This window comes from Streptomyces sp. RLA123 (assembly GCF_056270165.1).
On sequence record NZ_JBWDOR010000003.1, the window covers coordinates 2,113,506 to 2,134,568 of the forward strand.

General features: G+C 73.7%; 13 protein-coding genes and 1 pseudogene. 8 read left to right on the forward strand and 6 right to left on the reverse strand.

The annotated features are described in order from the left end of the window. Positions 1-43: 43 nt before the first annotated feature. The 6 genes from RV983_RS09575 to pstC all read right to left on the reverse strand — a co-directional run bounded on the left by RV983_RS09575 (position 44) and on the right by pstC (position 9,765). A complete protein-coding gene (locus RV983_RS09575; protein ID WP_475985366.1) occupies positions 44-964 on the reverse strand; it encodes a sortase in 921 nt (306 codons plus the stop codon). A 75-nt stretch (positions 965-1,039) separates the two neighbouring features. Beyond that, the gene (locus RV983_RS09580) at positions 1,040-3,004 is read right to left on the reverse strand and encodes an Ig-like domain repeat protein (protein WP_475985367.1); all 1,965 of its coding nucleotides are present in this window, start codon (positions 3,002-3,004) and stop codon (positions 1,040-1,042) included. Positions 3,005-3,139: 135 nt separating this feature from the next. Next, entirely contained in the window at positions 3,140-5,764 is a 2,625-nt protein-coding gene (locus RV983_RS09585; protein WP_475985368.1) for a hypothetical protein, read from the reverse strand. Next, a complete protein-coding gene (locus tag RV983_RS09590) occupies positions 5,761-7,455 on the reverse strand; it encodes a phosphate ABC transporter substrate-binding protein PstS (RefSeq protein WP_475985369.1) in 1,695 nt (564 codons plus the stop codon). The genes RV983_RS09585 and RV983_RS09590 overlap by 4 nt, the downstream gene beginning before the upstream one ends. After that, positions 7,455-8,738: a phosphate ABC transporter permease PstA gene (gene pstA, locus RV983_RS09595; protein ID WP_475985370.1), complete on the reverse strand. Its 1,284-nt coding sequence runs from the start codon at positions 8,736-8,738 to the stop codon at positions 7,455-7,457. Before pstA ends, RV983_RS09590 begins: the two co-directional genes overlap by 1 nt. Before the next feature lies 1 nt (position 8,739). Further along, positions 8,740-9,765: a phosphate ABC transporter permease subunit PstC gene (gene pstC / locus RV983_RS09600; protein ID WP_475985371.1), complete on the reverse strand. Its 1,026-nt coding sequence runs from the start codon at positions 9,763-9,765 to the stop codon at positions 8,740-8,742. Between the two features lie 354 nt (positions 9,766-10,119). Between pstC and RV983_RS09605 the strand changes: the two genes are divergently transcribed. From RV983_RS09605 to RV983_RS09640, 8 genes and pseudogenes are all read left to right on the forward strand, one after another. Then, a complete protein-coding gene (locus RV983_RS09605; RefSeq protein ID WP_475985372.1) occupies positions 10,120-11,385 on the forward strand; it encodes a cytochrome P450 in 1,266 nt (421 codons plus the stop codon). Further along, entirely contained in the window at positions 11,382-12,623 is a 1,242-nt protein-coding gene (locus RV983_RS09610) for an aminotransferase class I/II-fold pyridoxal phosphate-dependent enzyme (protein ID WP_475985373.1), read from the forward strand. Before RV983_RS09605 ends, RV983_RS09610 begins: the two co-directional genes overlap by 4 nt. Continuing rightward, a complete protein-coding gene (locus RV983_RS09615) occupies positions 12,620-13,807 on the forward strand; it encodes a GNAT family N-acetyltransferase (RefSeq protein WP_475985374.1) in 1,188 nt (395 codons plus the stop codon). The genes RV983_RS09610 and RV983_RS09615 overlap by 4 nt, the downstream gene beginning before the upstream one ends. After that, a pseudogene (locus tag RV983_RS09620) lies at positions 13,804-14,145 on the forward strand (NAD-dependent epimerase/dehydratase family protein); the annotation flags it as partial. The gene RV983_RS09615 and the pseudogene RV983_RS09620, both read left to right, overlap by 4 nt. Beyond that, a complete protein-coding gene (locus RV983_RS09625) occupies positions 14,030-14,713 on the forward strand; it encodes an NAD-dependent epimerase/dehydratase family protein (protein WP_475990269.1) in 684 nt (227 codons plus the stop codon). The pseudogene RV983_RS09620 and the gene RV983_RS09625, both read left to right, overlap by 116 nt. A gap of 41 nt (positions 14,714-14,754) precedes the next feature. Then, entirely contained in the window at positions 14,755-15,990 is a 1,236-nt protein-coding gene (locus RV983_RS09630) for a condensation domain-containing protein (RefSeq protein ID WP_475990270.1), read from the forward strand. A 46-nt stretch (positions 15,991-16,036) separates the two neighbouring features. Next, on the forward strand, positions 16,037-17,113 hold the full coding sequence (locus RV983_RS09635; protein WP_475985375.1) for a glutamate--cysteine ligase 2: 1,077 nt from the start codon (positions 16,037-16,039) through the stop codon (positions 17,111-17,113). A 114-nt stretch (positions 17,114-17,227) separates the two neighbouring features. Continuing rightward, complete coding sequence (locus RV983_RS09640; RefSeq protein WP_475985376.1) at positions 17,228-20,914, forward strand: CHAT domain-containing protein; 3,687 nt, start codon at positions 17,228-17,230, stop codon at positions 20,912-20,914. Positions 20,915-21,063: the final 149 nt, after the last annotated feature.

The window sequence follows — 21,063 nt, forward strand, 5'->3', positions numbered from 1 at the left end:
GGGCTCTGCGGACTCGGCGATGTCGGTCATGGTTGGTTTTCCTCTACAGCAGGTTCGGGAGCAGCTGGGTGACCTGGCCGGCGACCCGGAGGCCGACGACGCCCACCACCGGCAGGAAGACGATCCAGGTCTGGTGGCGGCCCCAGCGGTGCCAGGCCCACACGGCGGCGATGGAGACGAGGGCGAGCGCCTGGAGCCACATCACCAGCGGCCACGGCACGCCCGTGCCGGCGGCCATCGGCTGCTCGGCGTCGGGCAGGGTGCCGGACTGGATGACGGCGGCCGGGCTCTCGACGGTGGCCGACACCTGCTCGGCGTCGACACGCAGCACACCGGCCGGCAGATAGGACGGGCCGGTGGCGGTCACCAGCACGAGTCGGCCCTTGCCCGCGGCGAGGGCCGCGGGCGCCGGGTCGCCGGCCCGGCGGATGTCCGTGACGCGGTAGGAGACCTTGCCCTGGCCGGTGGTGACCGTGAGGGGATCACCGGAGCGCAGCTGCGCCAGGTGCCCGAAGGGACCGCCGTACGCGGCGGCGCGGCCCATCACCACGCTCGTGCCGGCCTGGCCGGGCATCGGGGTGTCGCGGCGGTGGCCGGGACCGTCGGAGAGCACGCGGGAGTCGGTCCCCTCCAGGACGACCTCGCGCACGTCCAGGGACGGGATCTCGATGAGGGCGAGCGGCGTCCCCAGGGCGAGCAGCTTGCCGTCCTGGTCGGTCTGCGCGACGGGCGCGGTGCCCAGCGCCAGGTTCGCGCGCAGCGCGTCGAACGCCCCGTGCTGCGCGGCCCGGTACTCCAGGTGGCTCACCACCAGCAGTTGCGCGGTCAGCCCGAGGAGCAGCGCGGCCAGGGTGAGCAGCGCGCCCCGGACGAGGTGCTGTGCGGTGGGTATCCGTGCGAGGGACAGCGTTACGGTGGCGCCCCGTTCACGGATACGGGGCGGATTCGGTGCGACGACCGTCACGGCGGTCTGCCTCCTGCGGATGCGGTCGGGGGGCGCCGGGGAGGCCGCGCGGACGCGGCCTCCCCGGCGGGTGGATCAGGTGGACTTGATGGTGAAGGTCGCGCCGTTGCGGGCGTTCACCGTCGAGGAGCCCAGGTAGTGCACGTGGAGCTTGTGCGTGCCCTTCTTCAGCTTCGGCAGGGTCACGGTGACCTTGCCGGCGCTCAGGGTGCGGGTCGCGATCACCTTGGTGCCGTCGACGATCTGCACCTTGCCACCGGGGGTGGTGCCCGGAGCGGTGACCTTGACGGAGACCTTGGCCTGCTTGAGGTGGCTGACCGAGCTCGGGTGGGAGGTGGACACCGAGGCGGTGGCCTTGGTGACCGTCAGCTTCACCGTGGCGGTGGAGGTGTTCAGGCCGCCGTTGCCGGCGTAGGACACCGTCAGCGTGTGCGTGCCGACCGACAGGTGGCTGGAGACCGAGACGGTCGCCTTGCCGTGGCTGTCGAGGGTGGCCGTACCGCGGGTGGTGCTGCCCTCCTTCACCGTCACCTTGCCGCTCGGCTTGACCGAGTTGCTGCCGGTGACGGTGACGGAGACCTTCGGCGTGTGGCCGTACCCGGTCTTGGCGACCGTGGCGGTGACCTTGCTGGAGAACTTGACCGCGCCGGTCCAGGTGGCCGGCTTCTCGCTCGCACCCACGAGGTTGTTCGCGACGAGGGTGGCGGAGTAGGTGCCGGCGGTCAGGCCGGTCGCCGTGTACGAGGTGGTGGTCGCCGTCAGGTCCTTGTTGACCACGATCGAGCCGTCGGCGCGGGTGATCAGGACGCGGTAGTCGGTCACCGGGATGCCGCCGGCCGCGGGAGCCGCCCAGCTGAGCTTCAGGCTGCCGCTGCCGAGCGTGGCCTTGACCGCGGGGGTCTCCGGCGCCTTCAGCTGGGTGCCGTCCTCCAGGCCGCCCTGCTTGGCGTGCTTGGCCAGGCTGACCGAGCCGTTGTAGGACTCGTTCATGAAGCCGAAGTCGTCGATGACGTCCTCGGCCGTGTCCGACGCCAGCGCCGCGGTGTGGCTGCCGCTGGTGACGAAGATGTCGTACAGCGCCTTGTCGAAGAAGATGCTGGTCGGGTCGATCGCCCGGGTCGGAACGACGTTGTAGACGTCGCGGCCGAAGGTCGCGTTGTCGTAGTAGCCGGCGACCGGGGCGAACTTGCCGTTGACCTTCGTGACCGGAGAGGTCATGCCCTGGTCACCGGGCAGCTGGACGTTGGCCAGGTAGGCGCCGGCCTTGACCGCGGTGGAGCTGTGGTCGGGGGCGATGCCGTTGTTCTGGGCGATCCAGCTGCCGACCGAGAACGGCACCAGGGCGCCGTCGACCTTGAGGGCGTCGTCGGCCTGGTTCTCCTGGACAACCGCGGCCTTCACGTCGGCGTCGTTGAGGCCGAGCGCGGCGACGAAGAACTTCCGGGTGCCGGAGCCCGCCTGCGGGATGAAGGGGTGGACGGTCTGGCCGTTCACCTCCGTCAGGTTGCCGTTGTAGATGTCGTGCAGCTGGTCGACCGTGAGGTTCTGCAGCGCGGAACCGAGAACGGCGACGCCCACCGCGTCACGCGCCATCGGGATGTAGGTGAGGGTGGTACCGGTGACGCTGGGGCCGCCCGAGGAACGGGCGAAGTCCACCTGACCCGGGATGGCGACACCCTGGGCGTTGGGGAACTTGTTGCCGGTCAGCGACGCGCTCAGCGCGATGCGGCCCGGGCCGGAGCCGTTGGGCCGGTTGAACGCGACGCCCTTGTCCCCGGTGGTGATCGTGGCGGAGCCGATCGCGTCGTAGGACGCGATGCGGGCGCTGCCCGCGGACACGGCGGTGCCGGCGTAGCTCTTGCCGTTGACGGTGTCGCCCGCAAGCGCGTTGAGGACGTCCTGGGTGGTGTCGGAGCCGACGCCGACCAGCTGGCGGAAGGCACCGGCATCCGGGTCGGCCTGGGCCGGGCTCGCGAGAGCCAGGCCGCCGGCCACGACGGCGGCCACGAGGGCCACCGACGTAAGGCGCGTAGAGCGCATGAAAGGTCTCCTGGTCATGAACGTGAAACCGGTGGTTGCCAGAGATCTGGCAGGGTTGGTGCCAACCGTCCGCCCCGACTGCCTTTCGGGGCGGACGGCCGTTCGTGGGGGCGGCGGTTCAGCCGCCCTCGCGGGTCACAGTCCGAGGCGGCGGCGCAGCCGCCCGAACGTCTCCCGCAGGACCGCCTCCTCCGGCAGCAGCGTCAGCGCGCGGCCGCCCGGGAGCGGGACGCGCAACGGCAGCCGGGGCTTCGCCCCGCCCGCGAAGGGCGCGCCCACCGCGGCGACGGCGCCGAGCGCCGCCCCGACGGGTACGGCCCAGCGCAGCGCGTTGGACGGGTCGGCGGGGGTGGTGCCGTTGGCGGTGACCTGGACCGCGTCGCCGCCGTCGAAGGACGGCTTGACGCTGGGCGCGGGGCTCGCCGAGGCCGATGCGGACGGATCGCCGGACACGCCGTCGGACGGCGCTCCGTTGTCATCCACAGCGCCACCCCCGCCACCGTCGATGTCGTCGCCCGGGGCGTCGTCGTCGCCTGCCGCCGAGTGCGCGGGCTTGAAGGCCGCGAGCTTGTCGGCCGCCTTCTCGGCCTGCGTGCGCAGGCCGGAGGGCAGCGGGGCGTAGCCGGGCGGGAGTTCGCCGGGTCCGGTGCCCGTGGTCTGACCCGAACCGGCTGCGAACCGCAACAGGTTGGCGTAGTCCTTGCGGGCGCCGGCGTCCAGAGCGGCGGGGCGCACGGCGGCGTGGACGAGCTGGGTCAGCGGGTAGGCGTTCTTGGCCTCGGCCGTGGCCGGGTCGATTTCCCGGACGAGGGTGCCCGACGCACTCGCGGAGGCCGCGGTGAGCGTCTTGGCGGTCGGCGCGGTGAACTCGCCCGCGGCGTTGAGCAGCCGAGCGGTCTGCAGGCTGTACCGGTTCGCCGAGGCGGCGTCGGTGAGGGTGAGCACGAAGCGCGAGCCGACGGTCTGCGGACCCGGGCTCTTGTAGGCCGGCGGGCTGGCGAGGTCGTCCCAGGTGGACTTCCACAGGGTGTCGGCGCGGCGGGTGTGCACAGCGCCGGAGTGCATGTCGTCCACGTAGGGGTGGAAGTCGGTCATGCACTGCTCTTGCTTGGTCTCGGCCCCCTGCGGGACCGTGCACCAGGGGTCGCTCTTGGGGAAGTCGTCCCGGGCGGGGTCGAAGACCCCGGAGGTGTTCAGGTCCGCGTTGGTGCTGTAGTACGGGTTGACCGTCATGCCCCAGTCATCGGGGATTCCCGCGAGGAAACGGCGCGCGTCCCGGTCCGAGGCGATCCACCTCCACACCGCGCGGGCGGAGTCGGAGTGACCCAGGGCGGTGATCAGGTCGGTGTCGGTGGCCGGGGTCTCGGAGACCGACAGCTGCGCGAACTCCGGGTTGTACTTGAGGAACTCGGGGTCGCTCGCCAGACCGTCCGGGTTCTTCAGGGCCCATCCGTAGCCCTTGGCCACGACCGGCGAGGACGCCGAGCCCGTCACCGAGCCCCAGGTGGAGTTGCGGTACGACTCGGTGAGCAGCTTGGCCACCAGGCGCGGGGTGAGGTCGATGGACTCCACCTTCGTGCCGGTGAGTTTGCGCACCGAGTCCGGGGCGCCCGCCCTGGCGCGGCGTTCGATGGTGAAGCCGATGACGACACCGGACAGGGCGACCGGCGCGTAGGAAGCGTCGTCGGTGGCGTTCAGCGGCCGGGTGGTGAAGACCAGGCCGCTGTCGCCCTTGTTCTCCAGGCGGGCGCGGGCATCGGGCTCACCGAGCTCGGTGTAGCCGTAGACGGTGCCCGAGGGGCAGAGCGCGGCCTGCCAGCTGGTGATGGCGTCAGCGGCCAGCTCACTGCCGCTGGTGGGCCGCTCGTCGGAGCCGAGCGGGCAGGTGGCGCCGACCTCGTTGAAGTCGAGTTTGACGGCGACGCGGTTCTTCCAGTTGGTGGAGGAGACCGGCGAGCCCGCGTTGACCTGGGTGTGGTCGGCGTACGGCTTGCCGTCCAGGTCGAGGTGGCCCTGCGGGACGATGACCAGCCAGCAGGAGCGCGGCACGGTGTGCCCGTTCTTGGTGACCGGCATGCCGCAGCCCAGGTGCGGGGCCTCGTAGGCGGTCTGGACCTCGAAGAACTCCTTGCCGGAGCCGTCCGCGCTGGTGCGGGCGAAGTCCGCCTCGTTGGTGGTGTTGTAGTTGTACAGCCGGTTGTTCTGCAGGTTGCCGGTGACCAGCGTGCCGTCGACCGACTTGAACGGCACCTCACCGGGAGAGTTGGGGTTGGCGGCGCCGTACTGGTCGTCCTGGCCGTAGTTGGAGGGGTCGGCGCTGTAGAAGACGTTGCGCGTGTCGTCCAGGGCGTTGCCCGGCCAGTTGCCGCGGCCGGTGGTCGGCGAGGCGCCGTACTGGCACTGGGTGCGCGACGGGCCGGGGTTGCCGGAGACGGATCCGTCGTCGTCTCCCCAGCACTGCATGATCTGCACGAAGTCGGTGTTGAACTGCGTACCGGCGAACGTGGTCGGCGTGCCGCCCTTCCAGGAGACCGTGACGGCCTGGCTGGTGAGGTGCTTGGTCTGGCTGACCGTGAACGTCATGTCCTTGAACTCGCCGCGCCCCTTGACGCTGACGGAGGAGTTCTCGGGGTCCGCCGCGACGGCGGGCTGTGCGGCCTGTGCGACCAGGCCGCCCAGCAGGGCGCCTACGGCCGCTCCCGCGCCGAGGCGCGCGAGGAGCCGCCGCACACGGCTCCCCCGGGTGATCGGGCGCTTCATCGGGATCTCCTTCGCAGCACCTGGGAGACGGCGGCGGGCAGCAGCACCAGGGCGAGCAGGACGATCACGGCCAGCAGCATCAGCGTCTGGGCGCCGCCCCAGCCGCTCTGGGCCGCGACGGTCACCGGCTGTGCCAGCGCGACGGTGCCGGTGGCGCCGCCGGTGGTGCCGCTACCGCCCGTGGCACCGCCGTCGGCGGCGACGTTCTGACCGGTGTCGGGGTCGACGGAGGGGGTCCCACCGGTGCCTCCGGCGGTGCCCGCACCGCCCGTTGAGCCGTTGGCGCCCGTGCCGCCGGTGGAGCCGCCCGTGGTGCTGCCGCCGGTGGAGCCGGCGCCGCCGGAGGACGAGGAGTTGGTGCCGCCCTTGGCGCCGCCGCTGCCGTTGGTGCAGGGCGGTGCGCCCTTCTTGTCACAGGCTTTCGGGAACGGGGCGGTCTCGGCGAGCCGGTTGTGGCCGTCCGCGCTGAAGGTCGGGTTGTTGCAGCCCTTGAGATTGATGGACTGCGTCTTGACCCCGGGGATGCGGCGGATCTGGTCGAAGCCGGCCTTCACCAGGTTGATCGGCAGCGGCGAGTAGCCGAGTTCGGGCGCCTGCTGCTGGCCCTGGCACATGAAGTAGTAGGAGAAGGCGCCCAGCGTCCGGCCCTTGGCCTTGGTGAAGGTGCCCTGCTCCTTGAGCGGCAGGATCATGTACGAGTAGCTGGACAGCGGGTAGTTGCGCTGGTCGCTGTCGTTGTAGACGCCCTCGAGCTGCTGGGTGAGGTAGTCGGCCGAGCTCTTGTCGGTGTTGATCCGCGCCTGCAGCAGCGACACCGCGACGTTCTGCGCCGTGGGCTCGGTGTAGTAGCCCGCGTGGTTGAGGACCTTGGCGACCGGGAAGTGCGCGTTCAGCGCGTACGAGTAGTTGACGTAGCCGATCGCGCCCTCGCCGTAGCCCTGGGCGACGTAGCCCGCCACCCCGAGGTCGCCGGACTGGGCGATCATGCCGGAGACGGTCGGGAAGTACGAGGTCTGGCCGCAGGCGCCGGAGCGTCCGACCTTCCCGCAGTAGGCCTGCCACAGCGACTTGTGCTGGTCGGCCATCCACATCGTGAACTGGGCGGTGGAGCCGGAGCCGTCCGAGCGCACGACGGGGATGATCGAGCGGTGCGGCAGCTTCACGCCCGGGTTGTCCGCGGCGATCGTCTTGTCGTCCCAGTAGCTGATGGCGCGCGTGAAGATCTTGGTGACCACCTCGCCGGAGAGCCGCAGGTTGGTGACCCGCTTGCCGTTGATCGTGAGGTGGTACATGAACACGGTGCCGCCGGCCACGATCGGCATGTACGCGTACGTGCCCTTGGCCGGGTTCTCGGCGGCGGAGCCGTCGGTCGGCTTGGTCTGGAACGGGATGTCGGAGACCGCGAAGTCCACCTGGCCGTTGAGGAACTGCCGCCGGCCGTCGGAGCTGCCCGTACCGGAGTAGCTGACCCGCATGCCGTACTGGTTGACGCCGCGGCGCCACTCGTCGACCGCGTTCTCGGCCCAGGTGGAACCGGCACCGGCGATCGGGGTGTAGCCGGAGTCGGCGACGGCGGGCTGCGCGGCCGGCACGACCACGGCGGCCAGCACGCCGAACAGCGCGGCGAGCGCGCTCAGAGCGCGCCATCTGGCCCGGACGGCCGTGGGCCGTCCGGTGAGGGGATTGCGCATCAGTCGTTGTCTCCAGGAGCGGTGGCGGTGGCGGCGCCGAGCACGGAAAGGGCGGGGGCGTGGAGCTGGGCGAAGCGCTCGGCATCGCGGCGGGAGGCCCGCTCCGCGCGGCGCGCCTGGCGCTTGGTCTGCTGACCCGGTCCCCGGCCGCCGAGCACACGGGCGATCGCGAAGAGCACCAGGACCAGGGCCATCAGCACGGCAGCCGCGCCGAAGCCTCGGGCGATCATGGTGGGTTCCGGGGACTTGACGAAGTTGAAGACGGCCAGCGGCAGGGAGATCATCGGGCCCTGCAGCGGGTCGGCGTTGAGCGCCGCGGTGAAACCCGCGGTCAGCAGCACCGGCGAAGTCTCGCCGACACCGCGGGCGGTGCCGAGGATGACCGCGGTGGCCAGGCCGGAGCGTGCGGTGGGCAGCACGACGTGCCACACGGTGCGCCAGCGCGGCGCGCCCAGCGCCTCCGAGGCCTCGGTCAGCGTGCCGGGGACCAGCCGCAGCACGACGTCGGAGGCGCGGATCACGATCGGCAGCATCATCACGCTGATGGCGAAGGCCGCCGCCAGGCCCGACTTCTGCATGCCGAGGCCGAGGATCCAGGTCGCGTAGACCATCAGGCCGGCCACGATCGACGGGAGCGCCGTCATGGCCTCGACGATGGTGCGCACGAAGCGGGAGAAGCGGCCGGGGATCTGGTTGAGGTAGACCGCGCAGGCCAGGCCGAGCGGCACGGTGATCGCCAGCGCGATGCTGATCATGATCAGGGTGCCGAGCATGGCGTGCGCGATGCCGCCCGCGCTCAGCGGGTCCAGGGGACCGGCGGCCTGCATGTCCTGGGTGAAGAAGTTGCCGTGCGGCAGGGCCGTGCGGCCGCGCCACAGTGTGAAGCCGACGACGAGGACGAGCGCGGCGAACAGCACGGTGGCCGCCGTCCACAGAACGACCGTCATCACCCGGTCGCGCACCGCGGGACCGTCGTCCTCGATGCCGGTCAGGATGGCGTAGGTGGCCAGGAAGACCAGGTACGCGGTCACGGTGAAGCCGAGCGCACCGGACAGCGGCGCGAGCTCGCCGAACAGCAGGACCGCCAGGCACAGGCCGGACGCGGCGGCACCGGTCAGCGCCAGTATCGCGTTGCGGTCGGCGCCGCCGATCCGGCGGGGCCGGTCGGGGAGTTCGGGCGCGGCGGCCGCTTCGGCGGCAGCAGCGGAGTCCACGGCGGTCGCGGGGGCAGCGGGGGCCGCTTCCTTCACTGCGGCCGCGGGGGTCACTTCGACGACGGTCATGTCATGCCTCGCTCTGCGAGCCGGAACGGGAACGGGCCACGACGGAGGAGGCGGTGAAGTTGACCACCAGCGTGAGCAGGAAGAGCGCCAGACCTGCCGCCATCAGCGCCGACATGCCGAAGTCGGAGGCGTCGCCGTAGTGGAGCGCGATCAGCGACGAGACCGAGTTGGCACCGGTCTGGAGGATGTGTGGCTGAATGGTGAAGACCGGCGAGATGATCAGGTAGACCGCGATGGTCTCGCCCAGCGCCCGGCCGAGTCCCAGCATGGTGCCGCCGATGATGCCGCCGCGCCCGTACGGCAGCACGACGGTGCGGATCACGCCCCAGCGCGTGGCGCCGAGCGCGTACGCGCCTTCCCGTTCACCCGCCGGGGCCTGGGCGAAGACCTCGCGCATCACGGAGCACTGGATCGGCGCCACCATCAGCGCGACCACGATCCCGGCGACGAAGGACGAGGCCGTGTAGACGCTGCTGGAGGCGAGCGGCTCGCCCGGCTGCGTGCCGTCCACGTGGAGGAAGGGGATCCAGCCGAACCAGTCCGACAGCCAGCGCGACACCCCGATGACGTGGCCCTGCAGGAAGAACAGGCCCCACAGGCCGTACACCACGGACGGGACGGCGGCCATCAGGTCGACCATCGCGATCAGCGTGCGGCGCAGCCGGCGCGGCGCGACATCGGAGATGAACAGCGCGGTGCCGAGTGCCAGCGGCAGCGAGAAGACCACGGCCACGGCGGCGATCAGCAGGGTTCCGGTGAGGACCGCCGCGATGCCGAAGTTGTGGACGTCGGGCTGCCAGGCGGCCGTCGTCAGGAACGACAGGCCGGTGGCCTTGAGAGCCGACCCGGCCCTCAGGAGCAGGAAGATGCCGACCGCGGCCATGATCGCCAGGACGGTCGTGCCGGCTGCCGTCAGCTGCCAGCGGAAGATGCGGTCGCCTGTCCCGCGGGCCGAGTCCCTCGGGCGCGAGGGCGCGCTCTCCGGCTCCGGTCTGCCCGGCCCCACCCCCGCCGATGCGGTTGACATTGCTGCGCCCCTCCCTCGATTACGCCATCTACGGGCGTAGTTCCCGGCAGATTCAATGGGGGGTGCATGTCCTCAGGGCCGTTCACAAGTGAGGGAAATGTGAACACTGCGTGTGCTACAGACGTGGGCCGCGTGGAAGTCCATAGAAGCGGTTGCAAGTGAACGGGCGACCGTAGCGGACCGGCTTGCGTAAGCGCCAATTACGTTCACGGTTGGGTGAAATGTGCCGACCCGGCTGGATCCGGACGCGTCCGGCGGAGCACTCTGCTGGGCACGTGCCAATCGCCCCGCCTTCGGTCGCACCCTCCCCGGCGCGCCCCGTCCGCCCCCGATGCCGGAGTCCGTATCCCCTCCATGATCCATCTGCCCTCGCCCCCATCCTCCCCCACCCTCGACGCGCGCTCCGCGGCGGGTCTCGTACGGCGGTGGCGCAAGGCGGTGGACCCGGACGAACTCGCCCATGCGTACGACGCGTTGGCCGATGCCGGCCCGCTCGTGCCGACCCCATGGGGCGCGCTGCTGGTCACCGGCCACGAGGACTGCCGGCAGGTGCTCGCCGACCGGAACTGGCTCACCCTCGGCGCCCGCTGGCGCGACGCCCACCGCCCGGGCTGGCGCGACAGCCCGAGCACGGTGGGGCTGTGCGAGACCCCGTTGCAGCAGGACCCGCCCGAACACACCGCGCGCCGCCGCCCGCTGAACTCCGCGCTGGCACCCCGCGCGATGCGCGAGGCCGCGGAGCACCTCGTTGAGCCCCTGGTCGCCGCGTACGTCGACCGGTTCGCCGCGGCCGTGCGGCGCAGCGGCAGCGCCGACGTGGTCGCCGAGGTGTGCCGGCCGCTGCCCACGGCCGTGCTGGCCGGCCTGACCGGGCTGCCGCCCGAGGTCGACCGGGCCTGGCTGGCCGCCGAGAGCGCCGCCATGGTGCGCGTGGAGGAACTGGCCGCGCCCCCCAGCGTGGTGCGGCGCGCGGACGCCGCCGCCGTCGCGCTGCTGGCCTGCTACGACCGCGTCCTGGCCGAACGCCTCCGGCGCCCCGCGGACGACCTGCTGTCGCAATGGGCGGCCGAGGACCCGCACGGGGCCCGCTATCTGCTGCTCACGCTGTTCTCCGCGGGAGTGCCGACCACGGCGGCCCTGCTGGCCGCCGTGGCCCTGGCGCTGACCACCCGGCCGCTGCTTGCCGAAAGGATCCGCCAGGACCCCGGATTCGCCGAGCCGCTCACGGACGAGGTACTGCGCTGGGACCCGCCCGGGCGCGTCGTGACCCGCGTCGCCGCGGCCGGCACCGAACTCGCGGGCCGCGACCTGCCCGCCGGGCAGGTCGTCCACGCCCTCGTCGGCGCCGCCCACCGCGATCCCCTGCACTTCCCCGACCCGCACGCCTTCGACCCCGACCGGCCGCCGCGCCGGCTGCTCGCCTTCGGCGCCGGCCTGCACTACTGCCTCGGGTCCCACCTGGCCCGTACTCAGGCGGTCGCCTTCGCGCGGGATTTCGCGCACGCGCTGCCCGGGGCCCGCGCCGCGGCACCGCCGGAGCGCCATGCCGGACCCAGCATGGCCGACATCGCCCGCCTTCCCATCCACTCGCCCCTCAGTCAAGGGAGACCGAGCCAGTGACCGACATCCAGGACGCCACCGACGTGTTCGACAAGGACCTGTCCTCGTCGACGTTCGTCCGGGCCATGGAGACGACCGGCATCCGGCCCTTCTACCGGCCGATGCACGCCTCGGCCGACGGCGAGGCCCTGGTCGAGGGCCGCCCGGTGGTGATGGCCGGCTGCAACGACTACCTGGGCCTGTCCACGGACCCGCGGGTCACCGGGGCAGCCGCGCAGGCGCTGACCCGCTACGGCGCCTCCTGCTCCGGGGCCCGCACCCTCAACGGCACCCTGCCGCTGCACGGCGAACTCGAGCGCCGCGTCGCCGACTTCCTCGGCACCGAGGCGGCCGCCGTGGTCACCACCGGTTTCCAGGCCAACCTCGCCATCGCCGCCCTTTTCGGCAAGCGCGACATCGTCTTCAGCGACATGGCCAACCACGCCTCGCTCGTCGACGGCATCCGGCTGGGCGCCGCCCGCCGCGCCCTGTACCCGCACTCCGACACCGGACACCTGGACACCCTGCTGGAGCAGGCCGCGTCCGCCGACCCCGCGGCGGGCAAGGTCATCGTCACGGACGGCATGTTCTCCATGGACGGCGACCTGTGCCGGCTGCCCGACCTCACCGCGCTCGCCACCCGGCACCGCGCGCGGCTGATCGTCGACGGTGCCCATGACATCGGGCTGCTCGGCGCCGGCGGCCGCGGTGTCGCCGAGCACTTCGGGCTGCTGGACCGGGTGGACCTGTTCACCGGAACGCTGTCGAAGTGCTTCGGCTCCACGGGCGGCTTCCTCGCCGGACCCGCCCGCGTCATCGACTACCTGCGCTACACCGCCCGTTCCGTGCTGTTCTCCGCCTCCATGCCGCCGTCCGCGCTGGCCGCGGGGCTGGCCGCGTTCGACATCGCCGAGGCCGAACCCTGGCGCCGCATGCGCGTCCTCTCGCTCGCCGACCGGCTCCGCGCGGGGCTCCGCGACCTGGGCTACGACACGGGGAACTCCGTCACGCCCGTCGTGCCCGTCCTGATCGGCGACGCCGCCGACTGCGCCCGGATGTGGCAGGCCCTGCTCGACGAGGGCGTGTTCACCAACGCCGTCGGCGCCCCCGCCGTACCAGAAGGGCGCTGCGTCATCCGGGTGACCGTGCAGGCCACACACTCCGACAGCCACCTCGGGCGGATCCTCGACGCCTTCGAAGCGGCCGGCCGCCGCGTCGGCCTGCTGCCCGCGCTCCCCCGTCAGGCGGCCACCCGGTGAGCGCCGCCACCTCCGCCACCGCCTCGCACGTCGCGCCGGGCGCGCCCGTCAGCGTCTGCCCCGTGGACGGCCGGGCCGACACCACCGCGTTCATCCGCCTGCCGTACACGCTCTACCGCGACGACCCGCACTGGGTCGCGCCCCTGGAGCGGGAGATGCGCGCCTTCCTCGACCCGCGCCGCAACCCCACCTTCGACACCGCCGAGATCCGCTTGCTGCTCGCCCGGCGCGGCCGGACCGTCGTCGGCAGGATCGCGGTGATCTCGGAACCGCGCTACCAGGAGCGGCACGACTTCACCTGCGGCCACTTCGGCCTCTTCGAGTGCGCCGACGACACCGAGGCCGCCGCCGCGCTGTTCGACGCGGCCGCCGCCTGGCTGGGCGAACGCGGGCTGACCCGGATGCTCGGCCCGCTCAGCTTCTCCGTCAACGACGAGTGCGGGGTGCTCGTGGACGGCTTCGACGGACCGCCCAGCGTGGGCATCCCGTACAACCCGCCCCACTACGCGCGGTTGCTGGCCGACTGCGGCTTCGAGAAGGCCAAGGACCTGCTGTCCTGGCTGGTGCCGATGCCGCCCGACGGCGAGCCGCCGGCGGGCATCCGCCGGGTCGCCGAGCGCACGCTGGCCGATCCGGCGGTCCGGGTGCGGCCGCTCGACCCGGGCCGCTGGGACGAGGAGATGGCCCTCATCAAGGACATCTACAACGACGCCTGGGCCGAGAACTACGCGTCCGTGCCACTGACGGACGACGAGTTCCGGCACATGGCGGACCAGCTGAAGTCCGTGCTCAAGCCCGAACTCGTGCGGATCGCCGAGGTGGACGGCGAGCCCGCCGCCTTCACGATGTGGCTGCCCGACGTCAACCAGGCGCTGCGCGGCGCACGCGGCCGGCTCACCACCTGGGGCCTGCCGGTGGGGCTGCTGCGCATCACCCGCGGCATGGGCCGCATCACCCGGGTGCGCGGCGGCACTTCGGGCGTGCGCAAGGAGCACCGCAGCCGCGGGCTGGTGGCGGTGCTGCTCGCGGACGCGCAGCGCGCGGCGCACCGGCTCGGCTACACCGAGACCGACCTGTCCTGGATCCTGGAGGACAACCGCGGCTCCAACCGGCACGCCCAGGCCATGGGCGGCGTCCATTTCCGCACCCACCGGCTGTACGTGCGCGACGGCGGCCCCCGATGAGGTACCTGGTCACCGGCGCGACCGGCTTCGTCGGCGGGCACCTCGTCCGTCATCTCGCCGAACGCGGCGAGCAGATCACCGCCCTGGTGCGCGACGGCCGCCGGGTGCCCGGCGCCCGGCTCGCCCCCGGCGACCTGCGCACCGGCGAGGGGCTCGACGACGCGCTGCGCGACGTCGACCGGGTCATCCACCTCGCGGGGGTCACCAAGGCGGCCGACCCGCGTGCCTACACCGCCGTCAACACCGACGGCACGCGGCGGCTGCGCGACGCCGTCGCCGGGCTCCCCGTACCGCCGCGGCTGGTCTACTGCTCCTCACTGGCGGCCTCCGGACCCGGCCGGGCGGCGCCGGGCCGAGGAGACCCCCGCGCCTGTCTCCCTGTACGGGCGCAGCAAGCTCGGCGGCGAGCTGGCACTCCGCGAGGCGGCCGGCCAGGTGGCCGCCGTCACGGTCCGGCCGCCCATCGTCTACGGCCCGGGCGACCGGGAGTTCCTGCCCCGGCTGGTGGGCGCGGTGCGCACCGGCCTGCTCCCGGCCGTCGGACGCCCCGGGCCGCGGCACTACTGCCTCATCCACGTCGACGACCTGTGCCGCGCGCTGATCGCCGCGGCGGACCCGGCGACGGCCCCGGGCACCCACCACGTCTGCGACGGCACCGAGCACCGCTGGGACGACATCGGCGCCGCCGTCGCCGCCGTCCTGCGCCGCCGCGCCCCCCGCGTCGTCCACATCCCCGCGCCGCTGGCCGCGGCCGCCGCGCGCCTCGCCGGCCGCTCCTCCATGCTCAACCCCGACAAGGTGGCCGAGGCCCGCCATCCCGCCTGGACCTGCGCCCCCAGCGACACGCTGCCCTTCGGCCCCGCCACGCCGCTCGCCGACGGTCTCCGCGCCTCCCTCACGGGCTGACCCGGACCCGGCATGCACACCCCGAGGAAGGTGAGAACGTCATGCGCCGTCGACTGTCGCCGTACGAACGCGTGATCTGGGCGGCGGGCGAACGCCTCCCGGTCAACATCGCCGCAGTGGCCCGGGTGACGGGCCGGACGACCGCCGGGCGGGTGCGGGAGGCCGTGGCCTTCGCGCGGGAGCGGCATCCGCTGCTCGGGGTGCGGGTGGCGGACCCCGGGTGGTGGCAGGCGCGGCTGACGACGGCGGGCGCCGGGGACCCGCCGGTACGCGTGGTGCGATCCACGGAAGCCGATGGGGCCGCCGGGCAGGACGTCTGGTCCCGGGTGGTGGAGGAGGAGATCCAGCGTCCGTTCGACACGGTCACGGGGCCGCTGGCACGCTTCGTGCTGGTGGACGCGGGTGAGGCGTTCGACCTGGTCGCCGTCTTCCACCACCTCGTCGCGGACGCGGTGTCGGCGGGCGTGGTCGTGCGCGACCTTCTCACGCATCTGGCCGCCGCCCCTGTGGCCGGAACCGCGCCCGTCCTGGCACCGCCCGCCGACCACCTCGTCCCCGGACCGCGGGCCAGGCCCGCCGACCTGCTGAGGACCGCCCGCGCGCTGGGCGGGCCCGTGCCAGTGCCGCGCCCGCGCCGCGGGCCGCTCGCGTTCCACCCGTGGGCGCTGGACCGGGAGGAGACCGCGCTGCTGCTCAAGCGGTGCCGGGCCGAGGGGACAACGCTGCAGTCCGCGCTGTGCGCGGCGTTCGCACGGGCGGCGACGCCGGGCCGCCCCGCCCGCATCGCGGTGGCGGCGGACCTGCGCCGGGTGCTGGACCCGCCGCCCGGCGAGGCGGTCGGCCTGTACGCGGCCAGCTTCGTGATCTCCGCGGACGGCGGGGACGACCTGTGGAGCGCGGCCCGGGAGGCACGGACCGACATCCACGCCCGGCTGACCCCGGACGCGCTGTGGCCGCTCGTCCGGGTGTTCCGGCTGACCTCCGCGGTCCCGCACCGCGCGATCGGCGCGCTGCTGCGCCGCGGCGAGGAGCGCGGGCCCCGCTTCGACGTCTCCGTCAGCAACGCCAAATTGCCGATCCCCGAGGAGTACGGGCCGCTACGGCTGTACGCGGTGCACGGCGCGGCGCACACCAGCCTGTCCGGTGCCCCGCTCGTCATCGTCATCGGCTTCGGCGGCCGGCTGTTCTGCAGCGTGACGTCGACCGACGGGGAGGCGTCGGCGGACCTGTGCCGGCGCGCCATGGGGCATCTGCTGGACGGGGGGGACGCGGTCTGAGCCGATCCCCACGGGTACCGCCGCTCTCAGCGGGTATCCGACTGTCGTGGCACGTACCGTCGGGGTCGAGGAAGAACTCCTCCTGGTGGACGCGCGGACCGCAGAGCCGCGGGCCGTCGCCGACGCCGTGCTGGACGGCGGCCAGTGGGCCGGCGAACTCGTGGCGGAGCTCCAGCAACAGCAGCTCGAACTCAACACGTCACCGTGCGTCACACTGGACCAGTTGCGCGGGGAACTGCGCACCTGGCGCCGGCGGGCGGCGCGGCTCGCCGCGGGCCAGGGCGTGGACATCGCGGCGCTCGGCACCTCGCCGCTGCCGGTCTCCCCGAGCCTGACGCCGCAGGGCCGCTACCGCAGGATGGCGCAGAGCTTCGGCCTCACCCTCCAGGAGACGCTGACCTGCGGCTGCCATGTGCACGTGGGTGTCGCCTCCGACGAGGAGGGCGTCGCGGTCGTCGACCGCATCCGGCCCTGGCTGCCCGCGCTGCTGGCGCTCAGCTCGAACTCGCCGATGTGGCAGGGCACCGACACCGGCTACGCCAGCTACCGCTACCAGGTCTTCGGCCGCTGGCCGACGGCCGGGCCGACCCTGGGCTTCGGCTCCGCCGCGGCGTACCACCGGGCGGTCTCACGACTGCTGTCCACCGGCATCCTGCAGGACCAGGGCATGGTCTACTTCGACGTCCGGCTGTCGGCGAAGTTCCCGACGGTGGAGGTGCGGATCTGCGACGTGTGCGTGGACTACCAGGACTCCGTGGTGCTGGCCGCACTGGTGCGCGGCCTGGTCGAGACCGCGGCCCGCGACTGGGCGGACGGCCGCCCGGCCCCCGGCCCCGGCGTCGACGTGCTCCGCCTGGCGTCCTGGCGGGCCAGCCGCTCGGGACTCGACGGCGCCCTGCTGCACCCGCTCACGCACCGCCCGGCCGGCGCGCACGACGTGGTCGAGGCGCTGGTCTCCCACGTCGAGGGCGCGCTGAAGGACTCCGGCGACCTGTACGCCGTCCGCGCCGGCGTCGACCGGCTCACGTCCCGGGGCACCGGCGCCCAGCGGCAACGCGAGGCGTACGCGCGCGGCGGCCCGGTCGCGGTCGTCCGTGAGGCCGTCGCCCGCACCCGGGCGTGACCGCCCGCTCACAGCCCGCACGCGGCACGGTATCGTCCGGGGACGCGTGCGCCGCCCGGGCACAAGCGGTGGACGCGGCACGCGGCACACGACGGGGCGACCGGGGGACGGTGCATGAGCGACGCACGCGCGGCGGTGGACCGGATGCTGACACGCTTCGGGCTGTCCGCCCCGCCCCGGACCGACTCCATCGTCGCCGGTGCCGGCACGACCCCGGGCAGCCTGCTGCGGGCGGCCGCCGCGCTGCTGCGTGCCGCCTGGGGCGGTGAGCGCCGGGCCGCGGCCGCCGCCGCGCTCGCGCTGATCGTCCTGGCGCTGGACACGGCGCCCCGGGATCACCCGCTGCGTGCGCGGCTGGTGCTCCATCTGCAGCTGGCGCAGCGCACTTTGGCCATGTACGGGGACTTTCGGGTGTCCGCCGAGGTGCGCCATCAGCTGGCCGCGCAGACCCAGCACCGCTCTCCCGACGACCTCGTGTCGGTGGCCGCCCGCTACCCGGGCGGGCCCGCGCAGCGGCCGTTCGCGCCGGCGGACGCGATCGAGGCACGGGTGGACGCGCTGCTCGCCACTCTGCCGCCGGACGACCTGAGCCGCCCGGGGCTGCTGGCCGGGCTCGTGCACGCGGCGCTGATCCGGTACGAGTGCGGGGCCACCGGCGAACTGCCGGCCCTGTGGCCGCGAGCCCGCACCGCGTTGGAGGGGGTGTCCCCGGAACACGTCGACGCCCCCGACGCGGGCCGGGTCGCGGTGCTCGCGGGCGTCGCCTGGGTGCGGGCGCATCCCCAGGACCGGGACGCCGTGGACGTCGCCGTGCGGGGCGGCCGGCTGGCACTGGCCGCGACGTGGGGTCAGACGGCCTCGGGCGGTGTGCGCGACCGGCATGAGGTCCGCACCGTGCACTTCGCCCTGGCCGTCGCCCTGATGTGCACCCTGCCGTGGGCGCCGGAACGGGAAATCGTCGACGAGGCCATGGAGCACCTGGAGGCCTACCGCGCCGAAGGCCTGCCGGACGACAACGCCGCGTACGAGATCAACATGGCCTCGCTGCTGGCCGCCCGCGCTGTCGTGGCGTGGGACGCGGCCGACGCCGACGAGGCCGGGCGGATGCTCGGGGAGGTCCTGCGGCGGCTGCCGCCGGGGCACCCGCTGCTGCCGCACATCGCGGACAAGGCGGCCCACGTGGGCCGACTTCACTCCGCGATCAGGCGGTTCCCCCGCACGCTGGGCTCGATGGCGGCGAAGTTCCTGCCGATGATGATGCGTGTCGCGCCCGCGCTGCCGCCGATGCAGGTGCGGACGGTACTGCCACCGCCCGGCGCGCGCACCGACGGGCCGCAGGCCGGGCCGCGGCCCGCGCCGCCGGAACCGCCGGAGCCCCGGCACGAGCCCGGACCGGAGCCCCCGGCGGCCCAGGACCCGCCCATCGCGGTCGCCGTACCGCCCGAACTCGCGCCCCTCGTGCAGGCGCTGACGAAGGGCCCCGGAGCCGGGACGGCCTTCGACCCGGCCTTCGTGGCCGACGCCGAGCGGAAGCTGCGGGCACTCGTGGACGACGCGGCGCCCGGCAGCCCCGAACGCGCCCAGGCCGCGGGCGTGCTGATGGCCGTCATCGCCATGCGCTACACCCAGGACCAGGACGCCGCCGTCATCGACGAGGCCGCCGCCCTCGGGGACCGCCTCCTTGCCGAGTTGCCGTACGGGTCCCGCGGCCACACCGACCTCGTTCTCGCCGCCGCGCCGTGGCAGCACATGCGCGCCCTGATCGCCATGGACGCCGCCGCCCTGCGCGTCTGCTGCGAGGACCTGCGCGCCGCCCTCGACCGGCTGCCCGAGGACAGCCCGCCCCGCCTCGCCGGCGAGATCGAGTACGCCAACGCGCTGACCAACCTCGCCGGTCTGACGCAGAATCCCGTCCAGGCCGCCGAGGCACGCCGGCTGATCGCACGGGCGGCCCGGCGTGTCCGGGAGACCCCGGGCCTGGCGGACCTGCTGGGCGGCATGGTGAGCTCCTACGGCCACTGGGCGGACTTCACCGACGCGACCGTGCGCGGTGACGCCGAGGAGGCGCGGGCGGCGGAGGTCGCGCTCGCGGGCGTGTTCGACGGTGAAGTGCCGGCGGTGCGCTTCGAGTCGGCGCGGATCGCGATGGGCGACGCCCTGGAGCGCCACGCCTGGGGCGACGCCGCCGACGCGGCGGAACGCGCCCTGGAGGCCCTGCCCCTGATGACCTCGCGCGCGCTGGGCCGGGACGACCGCCGGACCCTGCTGGACCGGGCGCTCCTGGGCGGCCGGTACCCGGTCGCCCACCTCGGCACGGACCGGGCCGGCGATCCGGACGCCGCCGGGCACCCGGACCCGCTGACCGGCACCAGCCTCAGCCGCACGGGGTGCGCGGCGGCCATCGCCGCCGGACGCCCCGCGCAGGGCCTCGCCCTGCTGGAAGAGGGCCGCGCGGTCCTGATGAACCAGGATCTGGAGGGCCGCGCCGATCTCGGCGGTCTCGCCGCCGCGCACCCGGCGCTGGCAGCGGAGTTCCGGACGCTCGCGGCGCGTCTGCGGCGGGCCGAGACGCCCGACGAGGCGGGCACGGCGGACACCGGGACCCAGGGGTACCTGGAACGGCACATCGCGGCGGCCGAATGGGAGGCGCTGCTGATGCGGGTGCGCGCCCGCCCGGGCTTCGAGCGCTTCCTGCTGCCGCCGACCGAGGAGGAGATGCGGGCGGTCGCCGCCGAGGGCCCCGTCGTCGTGGTCAATGTCGACCGGTTGCGCTGCGACGCGCTCGTCGTCACCGAGCGGCGCATCATCGTCGTACCGCTACGCGATCTGACAGAAGGTCAGATTGCCCTGCGCGCCCAGAAGTTCCTCGCGGCGGTGAACCTGCGCCTGGAAGCACCCCGCGAGGAGCACGAACGCGCGCGGGAGACCGTCCTGGACACCCTCGAGTGGCTCTGGCACACGACCGCCGAGCCGGTACTGTGCGCGCTCGGCCTCACGCGGCCGCTGCCGCCGGACGCGCCCGCGGCGGACGTGCCCAGGCTGTGGTGGTCGGCCTCCGGTCCGCTCGCGTATCTGCCCCTGCACGCGGCCGGGTTGCAGCGCAGGGACCAGCTCGCGGAGCGCCGTTCGGTCCTCGACCGCGTCGCGTCCTCCTACACCCCCACCCTGCGTGGTCTGCGGCACGCCCGCCGGGCTCCCTCGGGCCGCACCGGGGGCCGGCTGCTCGCGGTCGGCCGGCCGACCGGGCGCGGAGGCTCGGCGGGCGCCTCCGGCTACGAGATCGCCGCGATCTCCGAAGCCCTGGGCGGCGTACGGGCCCTGGAGGGCGAGGCGGCGACGCCCGGACGGGTGCTGAAGGCGCTGCGCACCGCACGCTGGGTGCACTTCGCCTGCCACGGCGTCAGCGACGCGGCCGATCCCTCCGCCAGCCACCTCGCGCTGCACGGCGGGACGCTCAGCGTCGGCGACGTCTCCCGGCAGGAGCTGCGCTACGCCGAACTCGCGGTGCTCTTGGCCTGCCACACCGCGCACTCCGGCCCGCTGCCCGACGAGGCGGTCCATCTGGCCTCCGCCTTCCAGGTCGCGGGATACCCCCAGGTCGTCGGCGCCCTCTGGGAGGCCGACGACACCACCTCCGCCGCCCTGGCCGGGCACCTCTACACGGCGCTGCGGGCGCCCGCCCCGGGTGCCGTCTCCTCCCTCGACGCCGGCCGTGCCCTCAGCCGCATCACCCGCACTCTGCGCACTCGTTACGCGCGCTCCCCCGAGGCCTGGGCGGCCTTCGTCCATATCGGTCGCTGAAGCCCGGGCAAGCCGCTCGCCGTGCTCCGTCACGCGCCGTCCCCCGGGAACCGAACTGATGGGAAAGGGCCTCGGCCTCGCGCGCGGAGGGATCCGGAAGTCCCGCTCCCGGACATGGACCGCGCACTCGCGCCGCCGCGCGGCGTCAC

Bases quoted from the DNA above. Each gene is read 5' to 3' on its own strand.
- RV983_RS09580 (WP_475985367.1), bottom strand. From the start codon at position 3,004: ATGCGCTCTACGCGCCTTACGTCGGTGGCCCTCGTGGCCGCCGTCGTG.
- RV983_RS09585 (WP_475985368.1), bottom strand. From the start codon at position 5,764: ATGAAGCGCCCGATCACCCGGGGGAGCCGTGTGCGGCGGCTCCTCGCG.
- RV983_RS09590 (WP_475985369.1), bottom strand. From the start codon at position 7,455: ATGCGCAATCCCCTCACCGGACGGCCCACGGCCGTCCGGGCCAGATGG.
- pstA (WP_475985370.1), bottom strand. From the start codon at position 8,738: ATGACCGTCGTCGAAGTGACCCCCGCGGCCGCAGTGAAGGAAGCGGCC.
- pstC (WP_475985371.1), bottom strand. From the start codon at position 9,765: ATGTCAACCGCATCGGCGGGGGTGGGGCCGGGCAGACCGGAGCCGGAG.
- RV983_RS09605 (WP_475985372.1), top strand. From the start codon at position 10,120: ATGATCCATCTGCCCTCGCCCCCATCCTCCCCCACCCTCGACGCGCGC.
- RV983_RS09630 (WP_475990270.1), top strand. From the start codon at position 14,755: ATGCGCCGTCGACTGTCGCCGTACGAACGCGTGATCTGGGCGGCGGGC.
- RV983_RS09640 (WP_475985376.1), top strand. From the start codon at position 17,228: ATGAGCGACGCACGCGCGGCGGTGGACCGGATGCTGACACGCTTCGGG.